Source organism: Kitasatospora sp. NA04385, from assembly GCF_013364235.1.
Taxonomy (GTDB): Bacteria; Actinomycetota; Actinomycetes; order Streptomycetales; family Streptomycetaceae; genus Kitasatospora.
The window spans coordinates 7,171,078-7,191,395 of the sequence record NZ_CP054919.1; the positions used below are offsets into that span (position 1 = coordinate 7,171,078).

General features: G+C 72.6%; 15 protein-coding genes. 8 read left to right on the forward strand and 7 right to left on the reverse strand.

Annotation, left to right across the window (positions count from 1 at the left end; all coding sequences use genetic code 11):
• Positions 1 to 236 precede the first annotated feature (236 nt).
• The 4 genes from HUT16_RS31680 to HUT16_RS31695 are packed head-to-tail and all read left to right on the forward strand — an operon-like array spanning position 237 to position 5,438.
• Positions 237 to 1,544 (forward strand): sugar ABC transporter substrate-binding protein, encoded by a 1,308-nt coding sequence (locus HUT16_RS31680; RefSeq protein WP_176191452.1) that lies wholly within the window; start codon positions 237 to 239, stop codon positions 1,542 to 1,544.
• A 2-nt stretch (positions 1,545 to 1,546) separates the two neighbouring features.
• Entirely contained in the window at positions 1,547 to 2,533 is a 987-nt protein-coding gene (locus tag HUT16_RS31685) for a carbohydrate ABC transporter permease (RefSeq protein WP_176191453.1), read from the forward strand.
• On the forward strand, positions 2,530 to 3,396 hold the full coding sequence (locus tag HUT16_RS31690) for a carbohydrate ABC transporter permease (RefSeq protein ID WP_176191454.1): 867 nt from the start codon (positions 2,530 to 2,532) through the stop codon (positions 3,394 to 3,396). Before HUT16_RS31685 ends, HUT16_RS31690 begins: the two co-directional genes overlap by 4 nt.
• 35 nt (positions 3,397 to 3,431) lie before the next feature.
• A complete protein-coding gene (locus tag HUT16_RS31695) occupies positions 3,432 to 5,438 on the forward strand; it encodes a DUF5107 domain-containing protein (RefSeq protein WP_176191455.1) in 2,007 nt (668 codons plus the stop codon).
• A gap of 84 nt (positions 5,439 to 5,522) precedes the next feature.
• On the opposite strand, the gene HUT16_RS31700 is transcribed toward HUT16_RS31695, so the two are convergent.
• The 3 genes from HUT16_RS31700 to HUT16_RS31710 all read right to left on the reverse strand — a co-directional run bounded on the left by HUT16_RS31700 (position 5,523) and on the right by HUT16_RS31710 (position 7,601).
• Positions 5,523 to 5,852, reverse strand: coding sequence for a helix-turn-helix transcriptional regulator (locus HUT16_RS31700; protein WP_176191456.1), 330 nt, complete (start codon positions 5,850 to 5,852; stop codon positions 5,523 to 5,525).
• A gap of 44 nt (positions 5,853 to 5,896) precedes the next feature.
• Positions 5,897 to 6,271: a hypothetical protein gene (locus tag HUT16_RS31705; RefSeq protein WP_176191457.1), complete on the reverse strand. Its 375-nt coding sequence runs from the start codon at positions 6,269 to 6,271 to the stop codon at positions 5,897 to 5,899.
• A gap of 598 nt (positions 6,272 to 6,869) precedes the next feature.
• Entirely contained in the window at positions 6,870 to 7,601 is a 732-nt protein-coding gene (locus HUT16_RS31710; RefSeq protein WP_176191458.1) for a hypothetical protein, read from the reverse strand.
• A gap of 275 nt (positions 7,602 to 7,876) precedes the next feature.
• On the opposite strand from HUT16_RS31710, the gene HUT16_RS31715 reads away from it, so the two are divergent.
• Positions 7,877 to 10,762 (forward strand): RNA helicase, encoded by a 2,886-nt coding sequence (locus HUT16_RS31715; protein ID WP_176191459.1) that lies wholly within the window; start codon positions 7,877 to 7,879, stop codon positions 10,760 to 10,762.
• A 123-nt stretch (positions 10,763 to 10,885) separates the two neighbouring features.
• Here the strand turns inward: HUT16_RS31715 and HUT16_RS31720 are convergent, their stop codons facing one another.
• The 3 genes from HUT16_RS31720 to HUT16_RS31730 all read right to left on the reverse strand — a co-directional run bounded on the left by HUT16_RS31720 (position 10,886) and on the right by HUT16_RS31730 (position 13,603).
• Positions 10,886 to 11,668 (reverse strand): hypothetical protein, encoded by a 783-nt coding sequence (locus HUT16_RS31720; RefSeq protein ID WP_176191460.1) that lies wholly within the window; start codon positions 11,666 to 11,668, stop codon positions 10,886 to 10,888.
• A gap of 56 nt (positions 11,669 to 11,724) precedes the next feature.
• The gene (locus tag HUT16_RS31725) at positions 11,725 to 12,351 is read right to left on the reverse strand and encodes a hypothetical protein (RefSeq protein WP_176191461.1); all 627 of its coding nucleotides are present in this window, start codon (positions 12,349 to 12,351) and stop codon (positions 11,725 to 11,727) included.
• Positions 12,352 to 12,574: 223 nt separating this feature from the next.
• Complete coding sequence (locus HUT16_RS31730; RefSeq protein ID WP_176191462.1) at positions 12,575 to 13,603, reverse strand: LacI family DNA-binding transcriptional regulator; 1,029 nt, start codon at positions 13,601 to 13,603, stop codon at positions 12,575 to 12,577.
• Between the two features lie 161 nt (positions 13,604 to 13,764).
• Here HUT16_RS31730 and HUT16_RS31735 point away from each other — a divergent pair, with 161 nt between their 5' ends.
• Positions 13,765 to 15,690 carry a discoidin domain-containing protein gene (locus HUT16_RS31735; RefSeq protein WP_176191463.1) on the forward strand — a complete coding sequence of 642 codons (1,926 nt, stop codon included), beginning with the start codon at positions 13,765 to 13,767 and terminating at the stop codon, positions 15,688 to 15,690.
• A 92-nt stretch (positions 15,691 to 15,782) separates the two neighbouring features.
• Positions 15,783 to 17,678, forward strand: coding sequence for an RICIN domain-containing protein (locus HUT16_RS31740; protein ID WP_176191464.1), 1,896 nt, complete (start codon positions 15,783 to 15,785; stop codon positions 17,676 to 17,678).
• 146 nt (positions 17,679 to 17,824) lie between these two features.
• On the opposite strand, the gene HUT16_RS31745 is transcribed toward HUT16_RS31740, so the two are convergent.
• Positions 17,825 to 18,448: a hypothetical protein gene (locus tag HUT16_RS31745; RefSeq protein WP_176191465.1), complete on the reverse strand. Its 624-nt coding sequence runs from the start codon at positions 18,446 to 18,448 to the stop codon at positions 17,825 to 17,827.
• 301 nt (positions 18,449 to 18,749) lie between these two features.
• Between HUT16_RS31745 and HUT16_RS31750 the strand changes: the two genes are divergently transcribed.
• Positions 18,750 to 20,228, forward strand: a complete 1,479-nt coding sequence (locus HUT16_RS31750) for a hydrolase (protein ID WP_176191466.1) — start codon at positions 18,750 to 18,752, stop codon at positions 20,226 to 20,228.
• Positions 20,229 to 20,318: the final 90 nt, after the last annotated feature.

Consider the following 20,318-nt stretch of genomic DNA (forward strand, 5'->3'; position numbering starts at 1 on the left):
GGGACGCGGGCGGACCGCCGTGCGCTGCGCCAATGCGCCTGCACGGCAGTCGGGTTGACCGTACCGGTCGGCGGTGCGGCGGTTCATCGCGGTTGCGCAACGGCCCGCCGTGCCCCTTGACAGCCTCGATCCTTAATTAACACACTAGCCGAAATAACCCGCCCAGGCGTTCCGCGGCCCCACCTCCCGCGTCCGGGGCCGAGCCCACCCGCAGCAGGCAGCAGAAGAGGACCCCCATGAAGAACCGCGCGCTCAGAACCGTCACCCTCGCCGTGGCGATCGCCTCGCTGGCCGGCACCGCCGCCTGCGGCTCCGGCGGCTCCGGCGGGTCGGGGGACCAGGCCGCCGGACCGGTCAGGATCGAGTTCTGGGGCTGGGCCCCCGGCTACGAGAAGTCCGTCGAGCTCTTCAACTCCACCCACCCGGGCGTCCAGGTCGTCTACAGCAAGATCTCGCCCGGCTCCAAGGGCGGCTACACCAAGCTGCTCAGTGCCGTGAAGGCCGGCAACGCCCCCTGCGTCGGGTCGGTCGGCTTCGAGACGCTGCCCACCTTCGCCGCCGCCGGCGCGCTCCAGGACGCGACGGCCGACGCCGCGCCCTACGCGAAGGAGTACGCCGCCTCGGCGTTCGCCCAGTCCGGGGTCGCGGGCCACACCTACGCCCTGCCCGTGGACATCGCCCCGATGGGCCTGATCTACCGCAAGGACCTCTTCGCCAAGTACGGGATCACCGAGGCGCCGAAGACCTGGGCCGAGTACGCCGCCGACGCCGCCGCCATCCACGCCGCCGACCCGAACGCCTACATCGGCTACTTCGGCAACGACGCCTACAACTTCGCCGGCCTCGCCCAGCAGGCCGGGGCGAAGTGGTTCGGCACCAGCGGCGACAAGTGGACCGTCAGCCTGGACGACCCGGCCACGAAGAAGGTCGCCGCCTTCTGGCAGGACCTGATCGACCGGAAGCTGGTCAAGGTCGTGCCGAGCTTCGACACCGCCCTCTACCAGGGCATGGGCGAGGGCACCATCCTCTCCGACGTCAACGCCGTCTGGGACACCCCGATCCTCGCCGACAACGTCAAGCAGACCTCCGGCAACTGGGCCGTCGCCCCGATGCCGGTCTGGGACGCCGCGAAGCCCGCCTCCGGCAACGCCGGCGGCACCCCCAACGCCGTGCTGAAGGGCTGCAAGCACACCAAGGAGGCCGTCGAGTTCGCCCACTGGTTCGGCACCGACCCGGCCAGCGTCAGCAACCTGATCAAGGAGACCGGCATCTACCCCGCCGCCCTCGCCGGCCTGGACAACCCGGCCCTCGCCGAACCCGACGCGTTCTACGGCGGCCAGCAGATCTACGACGTGTTCAAGGCGAGCGCCGCCCAGGTCGACCCCGGCTTCCAGTGGGGCCCGGTGATGACGAAGACCTCCGGCGCGCTCGGCGACGGCCTCGGCCGGGCGGGCGCCGGCACCGGCACCCTCGACGCCGCGCTGGCCGACGTGCAGGCCCAGACCCTGGCCGAGATGAAGACCCAGGGCATGGAAATCGGCTGACCATGCACCCGTCCCCCACCACCCCCGCCCCGGTGCGCCCGGGGGAGCGCACCGGGTCCACCCCGCCGCCGGACGCCCCGCGCCCGGACGCCCCGCGGCGGCGCGCCGTCGACTGGCGGCGCTGGACGCCGCTGGGCTTCCTGCTCCCGTTCGGCTCGCTGTTCCTCCTGACCTTCGTCGCGCCGATCTGCTACGCCGTCCACCAGAGCCTGTTCAAGCTGCACCGCTCCGGCCTCGGGCTCACGCCCCCGTCCACGGTCTTCGCCGGCTTCGCCAACTACACCGAGGCGCTGGCGGACCGCGCCTTCACCTCGGCCGTCGTCCGGGTGCTGCTGATCGGCGCCGTGCAGGTGCCGCTGATGCTGGGCCTGGCGCTGCTGCTGGCGCTGCTGCTCGACGGCCGCCGCACGCCCGGCAAGCGCTTCTTCCGGCTGGCCTTCTTCCTGCCGTACGCGATCCCCGGGGTGATCGGCGGCCTGATGTGGTCCTTCCTCTACCAGCCGGACGTCAGCCCGATCGCCCGGGCGCTCTCCGGCCTCGGCCTGCACGTCGACTTCACCTCCGAGGGCCTGCTGCCCTGGTCGGTGGGCAACATGCTGACCTGGGGCTGGACCGGCTACAACATGATCGTCATCCACTCGGCGCTGAAGGCGATCCCCGGCGAGTACGCCGAGGCCGCCGAGCTCGACGGCTGCACGGGCTGGCGGCTCGCCTGGCACATCAAGATCCCGATGGTGCGGCCCGCCCTGGTGATGAGCACGGTGTTCTCCATCATCGGCATGGCGCAGCTCTACAACGAGCCCGTCATCATGCGGGCCGTCGCCCCCAACCTGGCCGGCGACTGGACCCCGATCATGGCCGCGCAGAACGAGGTGGCGGCCAACAACTACCAGGCCGCGGCCGCCCGTTCGGTGATCCTCGCACTGGTGATCTTCGTCCTCTCGTTCGGTTTCATGCGGTTCGTCAACAAGCGCGGAGCGGCCCTGTGAAGAACGCGTCGAGGGGCCCGGCCCGGCCCGCGAACCCGGCCGGCCGGATCGGGACGCTCGCCGTCCTGGTGCTCGCGGCGGTCTACTCCCTGCTGCCGGTGTGGTGGCTGGTGGTCTCCGCGACCAAGGACAGCAGCGACCTCTTCTCCAGCAACGGCTTCTGGTTCGCCGGGCGGATCGAGATCGTGCGCAACGTCTCCACCCTGCTCGGCGTCCAGGACGGCATCTTCGGCCGCTGGCTGCTCAACAGCCTGCTCTACGCCGTCGGCGGCGCGGCCGTCGCCACCCTGCTGTCCGCGATGGCGGGCTACGTGCTGGCGAAGTACGCCTTCCGCGGCCGCGAGGCGGTCTTCAACACCGTGCTGGGCGCGATCCTGATCCCGGCCCCGCTGTTCGCCCTGCCGCTGTACCTGATGTTCTCGGCCACCCACCTGGTGAACACCTTCTGGGCGGTCTTCATCCCCAGCGTGGTCAGCCCGTTCGGCGTCTACCTGGCCCGCATCTACGCGGCGGCCGCGGTGCCCGACGAACTGCTGGAGGCCGGACGGCTCGACGGCGCGGGCGAGTTCAGGATCTTCCGGTCCCTCGCCCTGCGGGTCCTGCAGCCCTCGCTGGTCACCGTCTTCCTGTTCCAGTTCGTGACGGTCTGGACGAACTACCTGCTGCCGTCGCTGATGCTCGCGAACGACCGCCTGCAGCCGGTCACCGTGGGCCTGGTCGCCTGGAAGGAGCAGCGCGGCCAGACCGTCCCCTACAACCTCATCATCACCGGCTCGCTGCTGTCGGTCGTCCCGATCGTGGTGATGTTCCTCCTGCTGCAGCGCTACTGGAAGGCCGGACTCACCTCCGGCAGCGTCAAGTAGCCCCCCGCACACCTTCCGAAGAGGCAGAGCAACAGATGAGTGAGCTGCGGCTGACCACCCTGACGCTGCCGACCGCCCCGGTCGGACCCGTCAACCCCCTCCCCCCGCTGTTCGGCGGCGCGGACCTGCACCAGGTCGAGGACGCCGGCGAGGCGGACGAGGAGATGCGCCACAACATCGGCTACGGCCGGGTGCCCTCCGTCATGCCCTACCTGGTGCAGGACGGCTACGCCCGCGAGCGGTCGCCCGCCGAGCACCCCGTCGCGGTGCTGGAGAACGACACCCTGCGCGCGGTCTTCCTGCTCGGCGCGGGCGGCCGGCTCCAGTCCCTGGTCCACCGGCCGACCGGGCGCGAACTCCTGTTCCGCAACCCGGTGTTCCAGCCCGCCAACCTCGCCCTGCGCGGCGCCTGGCTGGCCGGCGGCGTCGAGTGGAACATCGGCACCATCGGCCACTCGCCCACCACCTGCGAACCCCTGCACGCCGCCCGCCTCACCCGCCCGGACGGCACCCCGGTGCTGCGGATGTGGGAGTACGAGCGGATGCGCGGCGTGGTCTTCCAGATCGACGCCTGCCTCCCCGACGACTCCCCGGTCCTGCTGGTCCACGTCCGGATCACCAACCCGCGTCCGGACACCGTCCCGATGTACTGGTGGTCCAACATCGCCGTCCCCGAGGCCCCCGACGTCCGGGTGCTGGCCCCGGCCGACGCGGCCTGGCAGTTCTCCTACGACCGCAAGGTCCGCCGGGTCGCCCTCCCCGCCCCCGACGGCACCGACCTCAGCCGCACCACCCTCTCCCGGGACGCCGCCGACTACTTCTTCGACGTCCCCGCGGGCCGCCGGGGCTGGGTCGCCGCCCTCGACGCGGGCGGCCGCGGCCTGGTCCAGGCCTCCACCGAACGGCTCCGCGGCCGCAAGCTCTTCCTCTGGGGCCAGGGCGAGGGCGGCCGGCACTGGCAGGAGTGGCTGTCCGGGCCCGGCCAGGCCTACCTGGAGATCCAGGCCGGCCTGGCCCGCACCCAGCTCGAACACCTGCCGATGCCGGCCGGCGCCCGCTGGGCCTGGACCGAGGCGTACGGACTGCTGGAGGCCGACCCCGCCGCCGTCCACGGCGCCGACTGGACGGCCGCCCGCACCGCGGCCGAACGCGCCCTGGACGCGCTGCTCCCGCAGCACCTGCTGGACGCCGAACTGGCCGCCGCCGACGACTGGGCGGACCGCGCACCCGAGGAGATCCTGCACACCGGCTCCGGTTGGGGCGCCCTGGAACAGCACCGCCGCACCCTGGCCGGCGAAGCCCCCCTGCCCACCCCCGGCACCCCGTTCCCGGCCCGCACCCTGGGCCCCGAGCAGGCCCCCTGGCTCGAACTCCTCACCCACGGCACCATCAGCACCGACGACCCGGACCGGCCGCCGTCCTCCCACCAGAGCGACCCGGTCTGGACGCGGCCGCTGGCCGCCGCCGACGGCTGGCTCGCCCACCTCCACCTCGGCACCCTGCACGCCCACGGCGGCGACCACGAGGCCGCCCGCGCGGCCTGGCTGCGCTCGCTGGAACGGCGGCCCACCGCCTGGGCCTGGCGCAACCTCGGCGCCCTCGCCGCCCACACCGGCCGGCTCGACGAGGCCGCCCGCGCCTACCGCCGGGCGCTGGGCCTGGCCCCCGGGCTGCTGCCGCTCGTCCTGGAGGCGGCCGGCGTCCTGCTCCGGGCCGGGCACCCGCAGGAGGTCCTGGACCGGGTGGAGGCGCTCGACCCGGCCCACCGCGCCGTCGGCCGGGTCCGCTGGGCGGAGGCCCGGGCCGCGCTGGACGCCGGCGACACCGAGCGCTGCGGCCGGCTGCTGCGCGAGGGCATCGAACTCCCCGACCTCCGCGAGGGCGAGGACTCCCTGCACGCCCTCTGGTTCGCCCACCGGCGCGCCGCAGCAGCCGCCGACGACGCCGCCGACGACGCCGACGGCACCGGTGCCGCGCGGCCCGCACCGGGACTCCCGCGGGCCTACGACTTCCGGATGCTGGCCGCCGAGGGGGCCGGCTGAGGCGAACGGCGGGAGCCGCCGGCGTCACGGCTCCCCGTCGGAGCCGACCGGACCGCACGGTCCGGTCCGCACGGTCCGGTCCGCTCAGCGGGCGGCGCGGAGCTCCTCCAGCAGCATGCCCTGGTCGGCGAGCAGTTCGGTGAGGATGCGCCGAGCCGTCCGGAGCAGCTCGGCGACGTCCGCGCCGGCCAGGGCGTACACCACCGTCGATCCCTCGCGGGTCGCGGTCACCAGGCCGGAGCGGCGCAGGATGGCCAACTGCTGGGAGAGGCTCGACGGTTCGATGTCGAACTCGGGCAGCAGGTCGCGCACCGGCGTCGGTCCGGCCTGGAGCAGTTCGAGGACCCGGATTCGCACCGGGTGGCCGAGCATCCGGAAGAACTCGGCCTTGGCCTGGTACAGCGGTACGGGCATGCTTCCTCCCCTTTTCCGGCGGCACGCGGGCCGCCGTCCCGCGCTCAGACCTCCAGCGTCGACTCGATCCGCTTCAACTGGTGCCGGGCCATCGCCAGGTTGGACCGGGTGCGGTTGAGCGCGAGGTACAGGAACAGGCCGCGTCCGCTGGACGTGGTGAGCGGCCGGATCAGGTGGTACTGGTTGGTCAGGGTGACCAGGATGTCCTCGATGCCGTCGTCGTGGAGATTGAGCATTTCCATCGCCCGCATCTTGGCACGGACGAGGTCCGTGTTGGCGGCCGCTGCGACGTTCAGGTCGATGTCCCCGCCGTCCCCGAGAGTGCCGAGCGCCATGCCGCTGCCGTAGTCCACCAGGGCCACCCCGATGGCTCCTTCGATGGTCATGGCTTCCTTGAGCGAGGTTTCGAGGTTCGCCATCGCCTGTCTCCTGTCGTGGCTGTGATCGGTTCGGCACGACTGTAGGAACGGGATCGCACTGCGGCCGAGTGTTGACCGGAATCTTTCGTTTCTGGTTCAAGGTTGATCGATCAGTGTCGATCTGCTGACCACATGAAGACATTTGCAACTCAGGATGTGAACAGTTCACGCGTACGCGATTTCTGCGGCACCCCCCGGGGAAGGGCCCCGGAACGTGACGGGGCCCGGGAGCGGTATCCGGCTCCCGGGCCCCTGTGTGCCACCCAATTGCTGCGCACCGGCACGTTTAAGGACGGCGATCATGTTTACGGCGTTCGCTTTACCGTTGAAGCTACCGCGCCACGTAGAGGCGCAGGAGGGAGTCGAACCCCCATCTCACGCCATGGGCCCCGTCCGGTCGATCCGGCGCTCGGTGGCGAATGCTGAGACTTGAGCGAGAGCCTGAGTTTCACGGGGTGCCTCTGCCGTGTTGGGCCACCCCGGCACGTGGTGCCGGGGGAGGGACTCGAACCCCCACCGTTCCCCGAAGTCAGCTTCAACCTCAGTGTCAGCTTGCGCTTCGCGCGCCACCCCGGTCTCACCCGGGGCGTTCGTGGGGCTACCCGAACAGGTAGCCGAAGACGGCGTCGCCGACCCGCCGGTCGTCGACCTCCGCGCCGTTGGCCTCCTCACGGGCGAACTGCACCGCCTGCTGCAGCTTCTCCACCCGCTCCAGCAACTCGTTCACCCGCCGCGCGGGCAGCGCGCCGGAGAACTTCACCGTGGTCCAGTACCCGACCGGGACGTCCTCGTAGTAGACCTCGACCTGGGCCGGGTGCTTCTCCGTGGCCTCCGCCTTCACGTGGTTGCGCGGCACCTTCCTGGTGCGGATCGTCCGCACCGCCTCGGTCTTCCACGCGTCCGTGGACACGTCCAGCGACCAGGACTCCGCGGCGTCCAGCACCGGGAGCTTGCGCACGAACGTCCGCAGGTCGGTCAGCTGCTTCTCCAGGAACAGCAGGTACGTCACGGGGGCGCCGGCCACCAGCGTCCGCCCGTCGACCACCACGTCGGCCCGGGCCGCGGTGTTCGCCCAGTCCTTGGTCGCCGTCACGTCGAACAGCCGGGTCAGCGTCGCCGCCGTCGCCCGCAGCACGTCCTCCGCCTTGACCTGCACCCTGGTCGACTCGGGGGGCAGCTGCTCGCCCTCCTCGTCCTTCGGCTGGTACGTCCGGGACAGACCGGCCAGCAGCGCGGGCTTCTGCAGGTCCTGGTGGGACTGCGTCAGCTCCTGGAACGACTTCGACTTGACGCCCTTTTCCACGGCGATGATCTGGTTCAACTTGGCCACGGGCAGGACGCTAGCGGCCCGCCCGTCCGACCGTCACCCGGTTTTCCGCCCGGCCGGACGGACCTGTGCTGACCTGGGCACGTCAGCGCAGAACTGCCGGGAAAGTCTGATGTTGATGTCACTCCGGACGGGTAATCTCAGGCTGAGATGCTCGATCACCACACCCCACGCACCCGCTGCGCCCCGTCGCCGCCCCCGGCCACGGCCCCGCAGCCGCAGGCGTCGCCGTCTGCGTTCTCGTCCGGCCACACTCACGGGAAGAACAGGTGACGCCAGTGCCCAGCAGCCCCACGCCCGAGGAGCAGCTCGACCCCGCGGCCCGCGCCGCCGCCGAGGAGGAGCTCAGCCCCGCCGAGCGCTACGCCGCGGCCCGCGAGCGCGCCAAGGAGCAGGCCACCGCGCTGTACGGCTTCCAGCAGCTGTACGACTTCCCGCTCGACGACTTCCAGGTCCGCGCCTGCCGCACGCTGGAGGCCGGCCAGGGCGTGCTGGTCGCCGCGCCCACCGGCTCCGGCAAGACCATCGTCGGCGAGTTCGCCGTCCACCTGGCGCTGGCCGCCGGCCGCAAGTGCTTCTACACCACGCCGATCAAGGCGCTGTCCAACCAGAAGTACGCGGACCTGGTCAAGCGCTACGGCCAGGCCAAGGTCGGCCTGCTCACCGGCGACAACTCCGTCAACGGGGACGCGCCGGTCGTCGTGATGACCACCGAGGTCCTGCGCAACATGCTGTACGCGGGCTCCAGCGCCCTCGACGGCCTCGGCTACGTGGTGATGGACGAGGTGCACTACCTCGCCGACCGGTTCCGCGGCGCCGTCTGGGAGGAGGTCATCATCCACCTCCCCGAGTCGGTGACCCTGGTGTCGCTCTCCGCGACGGTCTCCAACGCCGAGGAGTTCGGCGACTGGCTGGACACCGTCCGCGGCGGCACCGAGGTGATCGTCTCCGAGCACCGCCCCGTCCCGCTCTGGCAGCACGTGATGGCCGGCAACCGGATGTACGACCTGTTCGCCAGCCCCGACCGGGACGGCCGCCCCAAGGGCAGCCTGAAGAACCCCGCCAAGGCGGTCAACCCCGAGCTGGTCCGGCTGGCCCGCTCCGAGGCCGACCGCGGCCGGGACAGGTTCGCCCGCGGCCGGGGCCGCTCGATGCCGGCCGGGCGCCCCGGCCGGGTCTGGACGCCGAGCCGGGTCGACGTCATCGACCGGCTCGACGCCGAGGGCCTGCTCCCCGCGATCACCTTCATCTTCAGCCGGGCCGGCTGCGAGGCCGCCGTCCAGCAGTGCCTCAACTCCGGCCTGCGCCTGAACCGGGACGCCGACCGCTTCAAGGTCCGCCAGTTCGTCGAGGAGCGCTGCCGCGACATCCCCGACGAGGACCTGCACGTGCTCGGCTACTACGAGTGGCTGGACGGCCTGGAGCGCGGCATCGCCGCCCACCACGCCGGCATGCTGCCCCGGTTCAAGGAGGTCGTCGAGGAGCTGTTCGTCCAGGGCCTGGTCAAGGCGGTCTTCGCCACCGAGACGCTCGCCCTCGGCATCAACATGCCCGCCCGCTCGGTGGTCATGGAGAAGCTGGTCAAGTGGAACGGCGAGACCCACGCCGACATCACCCCCGGCGAGTACACCCAGCTCACCGGCCGGGCCGGCCGCCGCGGCATCGACGTCGAGGGCCACGCGGTGGTCCTGTGGCAGCGCGGCCTCGACCCGGAGGCGCTGGCCGGCCTGGCCGGCACCCGCACCTACCCGCTCAAGTCCTCCTTCCGCCCCTCGTACAACATGGCCGTCAACCTGGTCGGCCAGTTCGGGCGGCACCGCTCCCGCGAACTGCTGGAGACCTCCTTCGCGCAGTTCCAGGCCGACCGCTCGGTGGTCGGCATCGCCCGGCAGGTGCAGCGCAACGAGGAGGGGCTCGACGGCTACCGCGAGTCGATGACCTGCCACCTCGGCGACTTCGACGAGTACATGCGGCTGCGCCGCGCGCTCAAGGACCGCGAGAACGAGCTGGCCCGCGAGGGCTCCTCGCAGCGCCGCAACGCCGCCGTCGAGGCCATCGAGCAGCTCAAGCCCGGCGACATCATCCACGTCCCGACCGGCAAGTTCGCCGGCCTCGCCCTCGTCCTCGACCCCGGCCTGCCCCCGGCCGGCCGCAACGGGCACGGCCGCGGCGGCCCGCGTCACCCCGACTTCCAGGACGGGCCGCGCCCGGTCGTGCTCACCGCCGAGCGCCAGGTCAAGCGCCTCGCGATGATCGACTTCCCGTACCCGGTCGCCGCGGTCGACCGGATGCGCATCCCGAAGTCCTTCAACCCGCGCAGCCCGCAGTCCCGCCGCGACCTCGCCTCCGCGCTGCGCACCAAGGCCGGCCACCTCGAACCCGAGCGCTACCGCAAGGGCCGCGCCGCCGCCGCCGACGACCCCGAGATCGGCCGGCTGCGCACCGCCCTGCGCCAGCACCCCTGCCACGGCTGCGACGAGCGCGAGGACCACGCCCGCTGGTCCGAGCGCTACCACCGCCTGCACCGCGACACCGAACTCCTCGAACGCCGGATGCGCTCGCGCACCCACACCATCGCCCGCACCTTCGACCGGGTCTGCGGCCTGCTCACCGACCTCGGCTACCTCAGCGGCGACACCGTCACCGCCGACGGCAAGCGCCTGGCCCGGCTCTACGGCGAACTCGACCTGCTCGCCTCCGAGTGCATCCGCGAAGGCGTCTGGGACGGCCTGGCCGCCGCCGAACTCGCCGCCTGCGCCTCCGCGCTGGTCTACGAGGCCCGCCAGTCCGACGACGCGACCGCCCCCCGCGTCCCCGAGGGCGGCGCCAAGGAGGCGCTCGGCCGGATGGTCCGGATCTGGGGCCGGCTGGACGCCCTGGAGGAGCAGCACAAGATCTCCACCGCCGAGGGCGTCGGCCAGCGCGAGCCCGACCTCGGCTTCGCCTGGACCGCCTACCGCTGGGCCCTCGGCCACGACCTCGACGCCGTCCTGCGCGACGCCGACATGCCGGCCGGTGACTTCGTCCGCTGGACCAAGCAGCTGATCGACGTGCTCGGGCAGATCCAGGACGCGGCCGGTGACGACACCGACCTGCGCAAGACCGCCCGCAAGGCGGTCGACGGCATGCGGCGCGGCATCATCGCGTACTCGTCCGTCGGCTAGGGGCTCTTTTCGTAGCTTCGTACCTGCGTAGCTCCGTAGCTCCGTAGCTCCGTAGCTACGTGCCGAAGGGCCCGGCCGCTCCGTACGGGAGCGGCCGGGCCCTTCGGCGTCGGCGGGGGCCGGTCAGGCCGCGAGGAGCTGGTGCAGCAGGTCGCGGTAGGCGCGCAGGGAGAGGCGCAGGTCCTCGGTGCGGGAGGGGGCGTCCGCGGCGCCCCGGTCGCCGCCGTTCCGCCAGGCGTCGCGCAGCGCGGTGCGGCGCTCCTGCAAGCGGTCGGTCAGCACCCGGACCGTCTCGTCCAGGGCCTCGTCGGCCTCCTGCACGGCCCGGTTCGGGTCGTCCACGAAGGTGCCCACGGCGTGGTCGAGCCGACCGGTCAGCCGGGAGGTGAGCTCCGGCGGCAGCAGCAGGTCGGCCCCGTCCGTCACGGTCGGGTTCCCGGCGGTGGAGCGCGGGCGGGCGGGCTCGGCGGTCTTCGTCATGTCGGTGGGGCGCGGGGCGGTGTCCGTCCGGTCGCCGTACGCACGGGCGGTGTCGGTGTCGGTGTCGACGTCGGTGCTCGTGCGGTCGGCGCGGGGGTCGGTGCCCGTACGGCCGGTGTCCGTGCGGTCGGTGCCCGTACGGTCGGTGTCCGTGCGGTCGCTGCGGGGGGCGGGGACGGTGCCGGTGGCGGTGCCGTCGGCGCGGTCGGCGCGGGGGTCGGTCTCCGTGCGGTCGGCGCGGGTGCCGTTGGTGCGGTCGGTGCCATTGGTGCCGTTGGCGCGGTCGGTGCCGGGAGCCGGCGGGGTGTTGGAGACGAAGCGGCCCCGGGTGGCGCCGGCGCCGGTGGCGGAGCCGATGCCGGTGGCGCGGTCGGTGTCGGTGGCGGAGCCGGTGGCGCGCTCGGTGCTGGGGTTGTCGGTGGTCATGCTGTCCTCCTCGGGGAACGGTGGGGCGGCGGTGTCGCGGTGGGGCCGGCCGGTGCTCAGGCGCGGTGGCCGTGCTGGGCCGGCACCCGCCCGGAGGACGGCCTTCCGGCCTTCGTCATGTCGTGGGCGGGGGCCTGCTCCGGCTCGTCCCCGGTGCCGACCAGCGCGGTGAACAGCTCCCGGGCCCGGACCAGGGCCGCACGCTGCTCCTCGGTGGCCGAGGACCGTCCGGTGGCGTTCGGCCGGGAGAGCGCGCGCAGCGTCCGGTAGGACTCGACGTGCTCGCCGTGGTCGACCGAGATGGTGTCGATCTGCGCGTCCACGTCGGAGTCGGGGTAGCCGCGGTCGCGGGCCACCCGGGCCAGCAGCGCCTCCGCGTTGGCCAGGGCCTGCCGGGGGTCGTCGACGAAGCGTGCCTTCACCTGCGCCCACTGCTCCTCGGCCCGGGCGCGCTCTGCCTCGCTCAGCGGGGTCAGGGTCAGCTCCCGGTGGCGCTCCACCCGCTGGGCGAGCTCGCGCTCGGCCGCGGCGGTGTCGCCGCCGTGCCGGGCGACCGTGCGTTCGTACTCGGGCCCGAACCGGCGGCTCAGGCTGGGGTGCTGCTGCCGGTGGCGGACGGCGAACGCGAGCGCCGCCACCACCACGGCGATCACGACGATCGCCACGATCAGACCGCTGGACATGCTCTGCCTCCTGACGCGGGGGCCGCCCGCTCGGGGCCGCCCAGTTCGGTTCGCTCGCGGCCTCGGATGACCCGTGTGCCGTTCCGCAAACACCCCGGCCTTCCTGACGGTCCGTCAGCCGCCCGGCGGCCCGGGCCCGATGCCCTCCTCCCGGGCCCGCTGCGCCCCGTCCGCTCCCCGCGGTCCGCCCGCGGTCCGCCCGTGGCCCGCCCGCGGGGCATCCTCACGCGGTGGCGTCCGGCACCGGTCCGGTGGAGTCGCGGACGATGAGCTCGGTGGCGAGTTCGACGTGCAGGGCTTCGACCGCGGTGCCCTCGATCAGGCGCAGCAGCAGGCTGACGGCGAGGCCGCCGAGTTCCTCCAGGGGCTGGCGGACGGTGGTGAGGGTGGGGATGGAGGTGCGGCTGAGGTAGTCGTCGTCGAAGCCGACGAGGGAGAGGTCGGCGGGGACGCGCAGGCCGCGTTCGTGGGCGGCGCGCAGGGCGCCGATGGCGGCCTTGTCGTTGAAGGCGACCAGCGCGGTGGGGGGCCGTGGCAGGTCGAGGAGGCGGGCGGCCGCGGTGTGGCCCCAGTCGCTGGTGGGTTCGATGTGGGTGACGAGCTCCGGGGGGATGAGGACGCCGGCCTGCGCGAGCGCCGAGGTGTGGCCGGCGAAGCGGGAGGTGGAGGCGAGCCAGTCGGCGGGGCCGTTGATGAAGCCGATCCGGCGGTGGCCGAGCCCGACCAGGTGGGCGGTGAGGTTGCGGGCGCCGGTGAAGTGCGACGCGGAGACGGCGGCGATGTCCCGGGGGACGGGCGTGCGGGGGTCGACGACGACGAACGGGAGTTCCTCGCGGCGCAGCCGTTCGAGTTCGGTGCTCTCCTCGACGGGCAGCACCAGCAGCGCCCCGGCGAGGTCGCGGCGGCGGGGCAGCGCGGCCAGCGCCCCGTTGTGCTGGGCGCTGCTGCCCGCGCTGAGGATCAGCTCCCGGCCGTGCCGGTCGAGCGCCTCGGCGACGGCGGTGACGATGGTGCCGAAGTAGTCGGTGAGCAGGTAGGGGCAGCGGACGAACACCGCACCCGGCCGGGCCGTCCGCCGGGGTGCGGCGGCCCCGGGGGAGCCGAGCCGTTCCATCGCGGCGCGGACGGCGGCCCGGGTCTCCTCGGCGACGGCGGCCTGCCCGGTCAGGACGCGGGAGACGGTCGCGGGGGAGACCCCGGCGGCGGCCGCGATCTCCCGGACGGTGACCCGGGTCGACTTCGGCCTACCCATGTGTTTCATCGTTTCGTTTCATGGAAGCGATCATACAACTCCCAATTCCCAAGGCGTGCAGGAATCTTGACAGGGGGAAAGCTGGTGCCGTTTCCTGAACGCACGCACAGATGTCAGAAACGTTTCATTTTGTTTCATGAAGGCAAGGCGAAGGGAATCCGATGTACCGACGCGTGCTCGGCACCGCCACGGCCGCGGCCGTGGTCCTGGGCCTGACCGGCGCGGCCCCCGCCCCGGCGCACCGGCCGACCCGACCGGCCGAGGTCCGGGTCTGGGTCACCACCCCGGACGGCGCCGAACTGCTGCACCAGCGCCCCTCGGTGGCGTTCCACCCGGGGGCGTCCGCCCGCACCACCATCACCGTCGACCCGACGCAGACCTTCCAGCGGATGGACGGCTTCGGTGCTTCGATCACCGACTCCTCCGCCGCCGTGCTGAGCACCCTGCCCCCGACCGACCGGGACGCCGCGCTGCGCCGGCTCTTCGACCCCGCGGGCGGGATCGGCATCAGCATGGTCCGCCAGCCGATCGGCTCCTCCGACTTCACGGCCGCCGCCGAGCACTACACCTACGACGACGTCCCGGCCGGGCAGAGCGACTTCGCACTGAGCCGCTTCTCGATCGCCCACGACGAGCGGCAGATCCTCCCGCTGCTGCGCCGAGCCAGGCGCCTCAACCCGGAGTTGAAGGTGGTGGCGACGCCGTGGAGCCCGCCCGCCTGGATGAAGACCGGTGACTCGCTGCTGGAGGGCAAGCTCAAGGACGACCCGGCGGTCTACGACGCGTACGCCCGCTACCTGGTGAAGTTCGTGCAGGCGTACGCGGCGGCGGGCGTCCCGGTCGACTACCTGACGGTGCAGAACGAGCCGCAGAACCGCAAGCCCAACGCGTACCCGGGCACCGACCTGACCGCCGAGCAGGAGGAGAAGGTGATCGAGGCGCTCGGGCCGCTGCTGAGGAAGGCCAGCCCGCGCACGAAGATCCTCGGCTACGACCACAACTGGGTCACCCACCCCGACGACGTCCGCAACACCCCGCCCGGCGAGGACCCGGAGACCGACTACCCGTACCGGCTGCTGGACAGCGACGCCGCCAAGTGGCTGGCCGGCACCGCCTACCACTGCTACGCGGGCGACCCGTCCGCGCAGAGCGCGCTGCACGACGCGCACCCCGACAAGGGCATCTGGTTCACCGAGTGCTCCGGCTCGCACGGGCCGGACGACACCGTCGCGCAGACCTTCCGCGGGACGCTGACCTGGCACGCTCGCAACCTGACCGTCGGCGCGACCCGCAACTGGGCCGAGTCCGTGCTCAACTGGAACATCGCGCTGGACGAGCACGACGGCCCGCACAACGGCGGCTGCGGCACCTGCACCGCCCTGCTGACCGTGCACGACGACCACAGCGTCACCACCGGCGCCGAGTACTACACCATCGGCCACCTGTCGAAGTTCGTCCGCCCCGGCGCCGTCCGGATCGCCAGCACCAACTTCGGCACGCCGGGCTGGAACGGGCAGCTGACCGACGTCGCGTTCACCGACCCGGACGGGTCGACCGTGCTGGTGGTGCACAACGAGAACGACGCCCCGCGCGACTTCGCCGTCGCGGTCGGCGGCCAGAGCTTCGAGTACACCCTGCCCGGCGGCGCGCTGGCCACCTTCAGCTGGCCCGGGGCCGGTGCGCCGAAGGCCGACCGGCGCGAGGTCCCGCTCACCGGCGCCACCGCCACCGCCGGGCCGGCCGCCGCCGACGCCCGCGCGGCGATCGACGCGGACGCCTCCACCCGGTGGTCCAGCGGCGCGGCCCAGGCCCCCGGCCAGTACCTGCGGATCGACCTGGGACGGCGCACCGCCTTCGACCGGGTCGCCCTCGACAGCGGCGACAACCTCGGCGACTACGCCCGCGGTTGGCGGATCGAGGCGAGCGACGACGGCACCCGCTGGCGCCCCCTCGCCGCCGGCGCCGGCACCGGCCAGCTCACCACCGTCGACCTGCCGCGCGACACCCGGGCCCGCTACCTGCGGATCACCGCCACCGCCGCCGCGCCCAACTGGTGGAGCCTCGCGGACGTCCGCCTCTACCGCTGACCCCCGCCACCCCTCCGGTTCGCGGAACACCCGACGTTCCGTGCGCACCACCGCGCAGCATCCCACCCCACCCCCCCACGAGGAGCAGTCCCATGTCCGGACCGCACCGCCCCGCCCGCCTCGCCGTGGCCCTCGCCCTGGCCGCCGCCGGTCTCGCCACCGCCGGCGGAACGGCCGCCCAGGCCGCCGACACCACCGCCCAGGTCTGGATCACCACCGCCGACGGCACCAGCCGTCTCGCCCAGGCCGCCGCCGTCCCGTTCTCCGCCACCACCCCGCAGGCGCAGGACATCGCCGTCAACGCCTCCGACGTGCAGCAGCCGCTGGTCGGCTTCGGCGCCGCGTTCACCGAGTCCTCCGCCCACCTGGTGGCCGGCCTGTCCGCCGGCACCCGGGCCGCCCTGATGAACGACCTGTTCTCCACCGCCGGCAGCGGCATCGGCCTGAACTACCTGCGCCAGCCGCTCGGTGCCTCCGACTTCGTCTCGCACCTGCCGTTCTACTCGTACGAGGACACCAGGGGCTCGTTCTCCATCGCCCGCGACCAGCAGGAGATCCTGCCCGCGATCAACCAGGCCCGGGCGGTCAACCCGAACATCCGGATCATGGGCACCCCGTGGTCGCCGCCCGCCTGGATGAAGACCTCGAACTCACTCAACGGCGGCAGCCTGAAGCCGGAGAACTACGGGGACTTCGCCGACTACCTGGTCAAGGCGATCCAGGCGTACGGCGCGGCGGGCGCCCCGATCAGCGACCTGACGGTGGCCAACGAGCCCAAGTTCCAGACCACTTACCCCTCCACCGGGATGACGGCCGCCCAACAGGCCGACTTCATCAAGGTGCTGGACGGCAAGCTGACCGCGGCCGGCCTGTCCACCGACCTCTACGCGTACGACCACAACTGGGACGACACCTCCTTCCCGCTGGGCGTGCTCTCCCAGGACGCCTCGGTGGCCCGGCTCAAGGGCGCCGCGTTCCACTGCTACGGCGGCCAGCCCGAGGCCGAGCAGCAGGTCGCGAACACCGGGAAGGCGGTGTTCTTCACCGAGTGCACCGGCACCGACTCGGCCACCCCGGCGCAGACCTTCAGCAACACGCTGAAGTGGCAGACCGAGAACCTGATCATCCGCAACCTGCGCAGCGGGGGCCGCACCGCCGTGCTGTGGAACGTCGCCCTGGACGCCAACGGCGGCCCGCAGTACGGCAACTGCTCCACCAACTGCAACGGCGTGCTGGAGATCGCGAACGGCACGTACAGCAAGAACGCCGAGTACTACGCGCTCGGCCACGTCTCGAAGTTCGTCAAGCCCGGCGCCCACCGGATCGGCTCCACCAGCCAGGGCAGCGGCGGCCTGCAGGACGTCGCCTTCCTGAACCCGGACGGCTCGCGCGGCGCCGTGGTGCTCAACGCCACCGGCGGCTCCCAGCACTTCTCGATCAGCGACGGCGGCCGCTCCCTGGTCTACGACCTCCCGGCCGGCGCGGTCGCCACCTTCACCTGGCCCGGCGCCCCCACCGGCGGCGGCACCACCCCGCCGAGCGGCGGCATCGACACCGCGGCCTGGTACACCCTGGCCAACGCCAACTCCGGCAAGTGCGTGGACGACACCGCCTGGGGCACCGCCAACGGCACCGCCGTCCAGCAGTGGGCCTGCGGCACCGGCGCCAACCAGCAGTGGCAGTTCACCCCCACCGACAGCGGTTACTACCGGATCACCAACCGCAACGCCGCCGCCGGCGCCCAGGTGCTCGACGTCACCGGCGCCGCCACCACCGACGGGGCCAAGATCCAGACCTGGCAGTGGTCCTCCGGCGCCAACCAGCAGTTCAAGCCCGTCCAGCGCTCCGACGGCAACTGGACGCTGGTCAACCGCAACAGCGGCAAGTGCCTGGACGTCACCGACGTCTCCACCGCCGACGGCGCCCGCCTCCAGCAGTGGTCCTGCACCGGCGGCTCGGCCCAGTCCTTCCGCCTGACCGCGCAGTGAACCCGCCCCCCTGACCGGGGCGGCCGGTTGGTGGACCGGCCCGCCCCACGGGGTGCCCGCCGCGGACGACGCCTGAGCGCCGCGGCGGGCACCCCACCCCCTTTCCCGGGGGCGTGCTGACGGAACCGACGCCTCCCGGACCGGCGTCAGGCCAGCCACTCCCGGAAAACGGACCGCATGGCCTCCCGGGCCAGTTCGTCGACGACCGACTCCTCGCCGGGCCGTCCGCTCTCGCGGGCCTCCTCCTCGATCACCTCCGCGGACCACGGCGCGGAGCCCCCCGGGGCCGCCATGACCCCGCCGAACCGCAGGTCCCCGCAGAACCACAGCAGACCCAGCCCGTCCGTGTACCCGAGCCACACCGACTCCGGCACCTTCGCCTTGAACGCCCGCTCCGCACTGCCGTCCGGGCGGAGCAGGACCACGCGCCTGGGGCCGTACGGGTTCCCCGCGTACAACTCCATCCGCACCGGCCAGACCTGCCACGGGCCGTTCTCCAGAAGCGTCCTGCGCTTGTACCTCTCCCCGACGGAGCGGGCGCCCAGCAGCAGGGGAGGGAGAAAGCCCGCCAGCAGGAAAGCGATGATCCCCTTTTCCGGTCCCGTTTCGAATCCCAGCCACGCGGCCGCCGCGGCGAGGACCGGATAGCAGGCCAGGAGGACGCGACGTCTCCAGCGATCGCTCCGCCTCTCCGCGACCGCTTGCGCGGTGGCGGCGAACGAGATCGCCGGTCCGTCCGACACCGCGTACCCGAGCTCCCGCGCGCGCATCCGTCCCCCTCCGCGACCGGCGGCCCATCGGCCGGATCGGACCTCCACCAAACAAGCCGCCCGGGGCTTTTGGCAAGAGCGCGGCGATTCCCGGGGCCGTGTGCCCGGCACCTGACGGCGGATCGGCTGGCGGACCGTCACCGAAGGGCGGGGCGGTCCGTGCGGCGGCCCCGAGGAGGGCTCGCCGAGTCGACGTGTTCCGTTCAAGCCCCGCTTACCTCACCATGGGACCGTGCCGATGCGCCTACGCGCGTAGCGCACGTCTGTGCCGCTCCCTTCCACGGTACGAGGAGATCAACAGATGACCAGGGCTTCGAAGGCCGTCCGCCCGGCCGCCCTCGCCGCGACCGGCCTGCTGCTCGCCGCTGCGGCCGCGACCGTCCAGCCGCACCCCGCCTCGGCGGTCACCACGGCCACCGCGGCCACTGCGACCACCGCGGCCACCACCACCGCGACCACCCCCAGGCGGGTGCTGTTCGACAACAGCAAGGGCGAGACCGCGGGCAACGCCGACTGGATCATCTCCACCAGCCAGCCCGACCCGCTCGCCCAGAACGCCAACCCCGGTAGCGAGACCTCCTGGACCGGCGCCATCTCGGCCTGGGGGGTCGCCCTGCAGAAGACCGGCAACTACAGCCTCAAGACCCTCCCGGTCGGCAACACCATCACCTACGGCACCGGCGGCGCGCTCGACCTCGCCAACTTCGACGAGTTCGTGCTCCCCGAGCCCAACGTCAGGCTCAGCGACGCCGAGAAGACCGCGGTGATGAAGTTCGTCCAGAACGGCGGCGGCCTGTTCCTGATCTCCGACCACAACGTCAGCGACCGCAACAACGACGGCTGGGACTCCCCGGCCGTCATCAACGACCTGCTGACCACCAACGGCGTCGACAACACCGACCCGTTCGGCTTCTCCGTCGACCTGCTGAACATCGCCAACGAGAACCCGCGCGCCATCGCCGACAGCACCGACCCGGTGCTGAACGGCTCCTTCGGCAAGGTCACCGGCTCGATCATCCGCAACGGCACCACCTTCACCCTCAAGCCCGCCGACAACCCCTCGGTCAAGGGCCTGCTCTACCGCACCGGCTACAGCGGCAACACCGGCGCCTTCTTCGTCACCTCCGCCTTCGGCAGCGGCCGGGTCGCGATCTGGGGCGACTCCTCGCCGATCGACGACGGCACCGGCCAGTCCGGCAACACCCTCTACGACGGCTGGAACGACCCGGCCGGCACCGACGCCGCGCTCGCCCTGAACGCCACCGCCTGGCTGGCCAACAGCAGCGGCACCGGCACCGGCGGCGGGACCGGCTGCACCGCCGCCCAGCTGATCACCAACCCCGGCTTCGAGACCGGCTCCGCCGCCGGCTGGACCGAGACCAACAGCGGCGGCAGCAGCACCGTCCACTCCGGTGGCGGCGAGCCCGCCCACACCGGCAGCTACGACGCCTGGCTCGACGGCCACGGCGCGACCACCACCGACACCCTCTCCCAGACGGTCACCCTCCCGACCGGCTGCGCCGCGTACACGCTGAGCTTCTGGCTGCACATCGACAGCGCCGCCTCCACCACCACCGCCTTCGACACGCTCACCGTCACCGCCAACGGCACCACCCTCGCGCGCTACGACAACACCAACGCCGCCACCGGCTACCAGCAGCGCACCTTCAGCCTCGCCGGGTACGCCGGCCGGAGCGTGACGCTGAAGTTCACCGGCACCGAGGACTACACCAAGCAGACCTCGTTCGTCCTCGACGACGTCAACGTCAACGTCTCCTGAAACGTCTGCCGAAAAGTCTGCCGACCCGCACCGACCGCCGCGGGCCCCGCGCGGAGCCCGCGGCGGTCGAGTCCTCCCCCCCCGGAAGTC

Coding starts and splice junctions, on each gene's coding strand:
- HUT16_RS31720 (WP_176191460.1), bottom strand. CDS start 11,668: ATGACCACCGACAACCCCAGCACCGAGCGCGCCACCGGCTCCGCCACC.
- HUT16_RS31700 (WP_176191456.1), bottom strand. CDS start 5,852: ATGCCCGTACCGCTGTACCAGGCCAAGGCCGAGTTCTTCCGGATGCTC.
- HUT16_RS31730 (WP_176191462.1), bottom strand. CDS start 13,603: ATGGGTAGGCCGAAGTCGACCCGGGTCACCGTCCGGGAGATCGCGGCC.
- HUT16_RS31685 (WP_176191453.1), top strand. CDS start 1,547: ATGCACCCGTCCCCCACCACCCCCGCCCCGGTGCGCCCGGGGGAGCGC.
- HUT16_RS31740 (WP_176191464.1), top strand. CDS start 15,783: ATGTCCGGACCGCACCGCCCCGCCCGCCTCGCCGTGGCCCTCGCCCTG.
- HUT16_RS31680 (WP_176191452.1), top strand. CDS start 237: ATGAAGAACCGCGCGCTCAGAACCGTCACCCTCGCCGTGGCGATCGCC.
- HUT16_RS31695 (WP_176191455.1), top strand. CDS start 3,432: ATGAGTGAGCTGCGGCTGACCACCCTGACGCTGCCGACCGCCCCGGTC.
- HUT16_RS31725 (WP_176191461.1), bottom strand. CDS start 12,351: ATGTCCAGCGGTCTGATCGTGGCGATCGTCGTGATCGCCGTGGTGGTG.
- HUT16_RS31705 (WP_176191457.1), bottom strand. CDS start 6,271: ATGGCGAACCTCGAAACCTCGCTCAAGGAAGCCATGACCATCGAAGGA.
- HUT16_RS31745 (WP_176191465.1), bottom strand. CDS start 18,448: ATGCGCGCGCGGGAGCTCGGGTACGCGGTGTCGGACGGACCGGCGATC.
- HUT16_RS31735 (WP_176191463.1), top strand. CDS start 13,765: ATGTACCGACGCGTGCTCGGCACCGCCACGGCCGCGGCCGTGGTCCTG.
- HUT16_RS31750 (WP_176191466.1), top strand. CDS start 18,750: ATGACCAGGGCTTCGAAGGCCGTCCGCCCGGCCGCCCTCGCCGCGACC.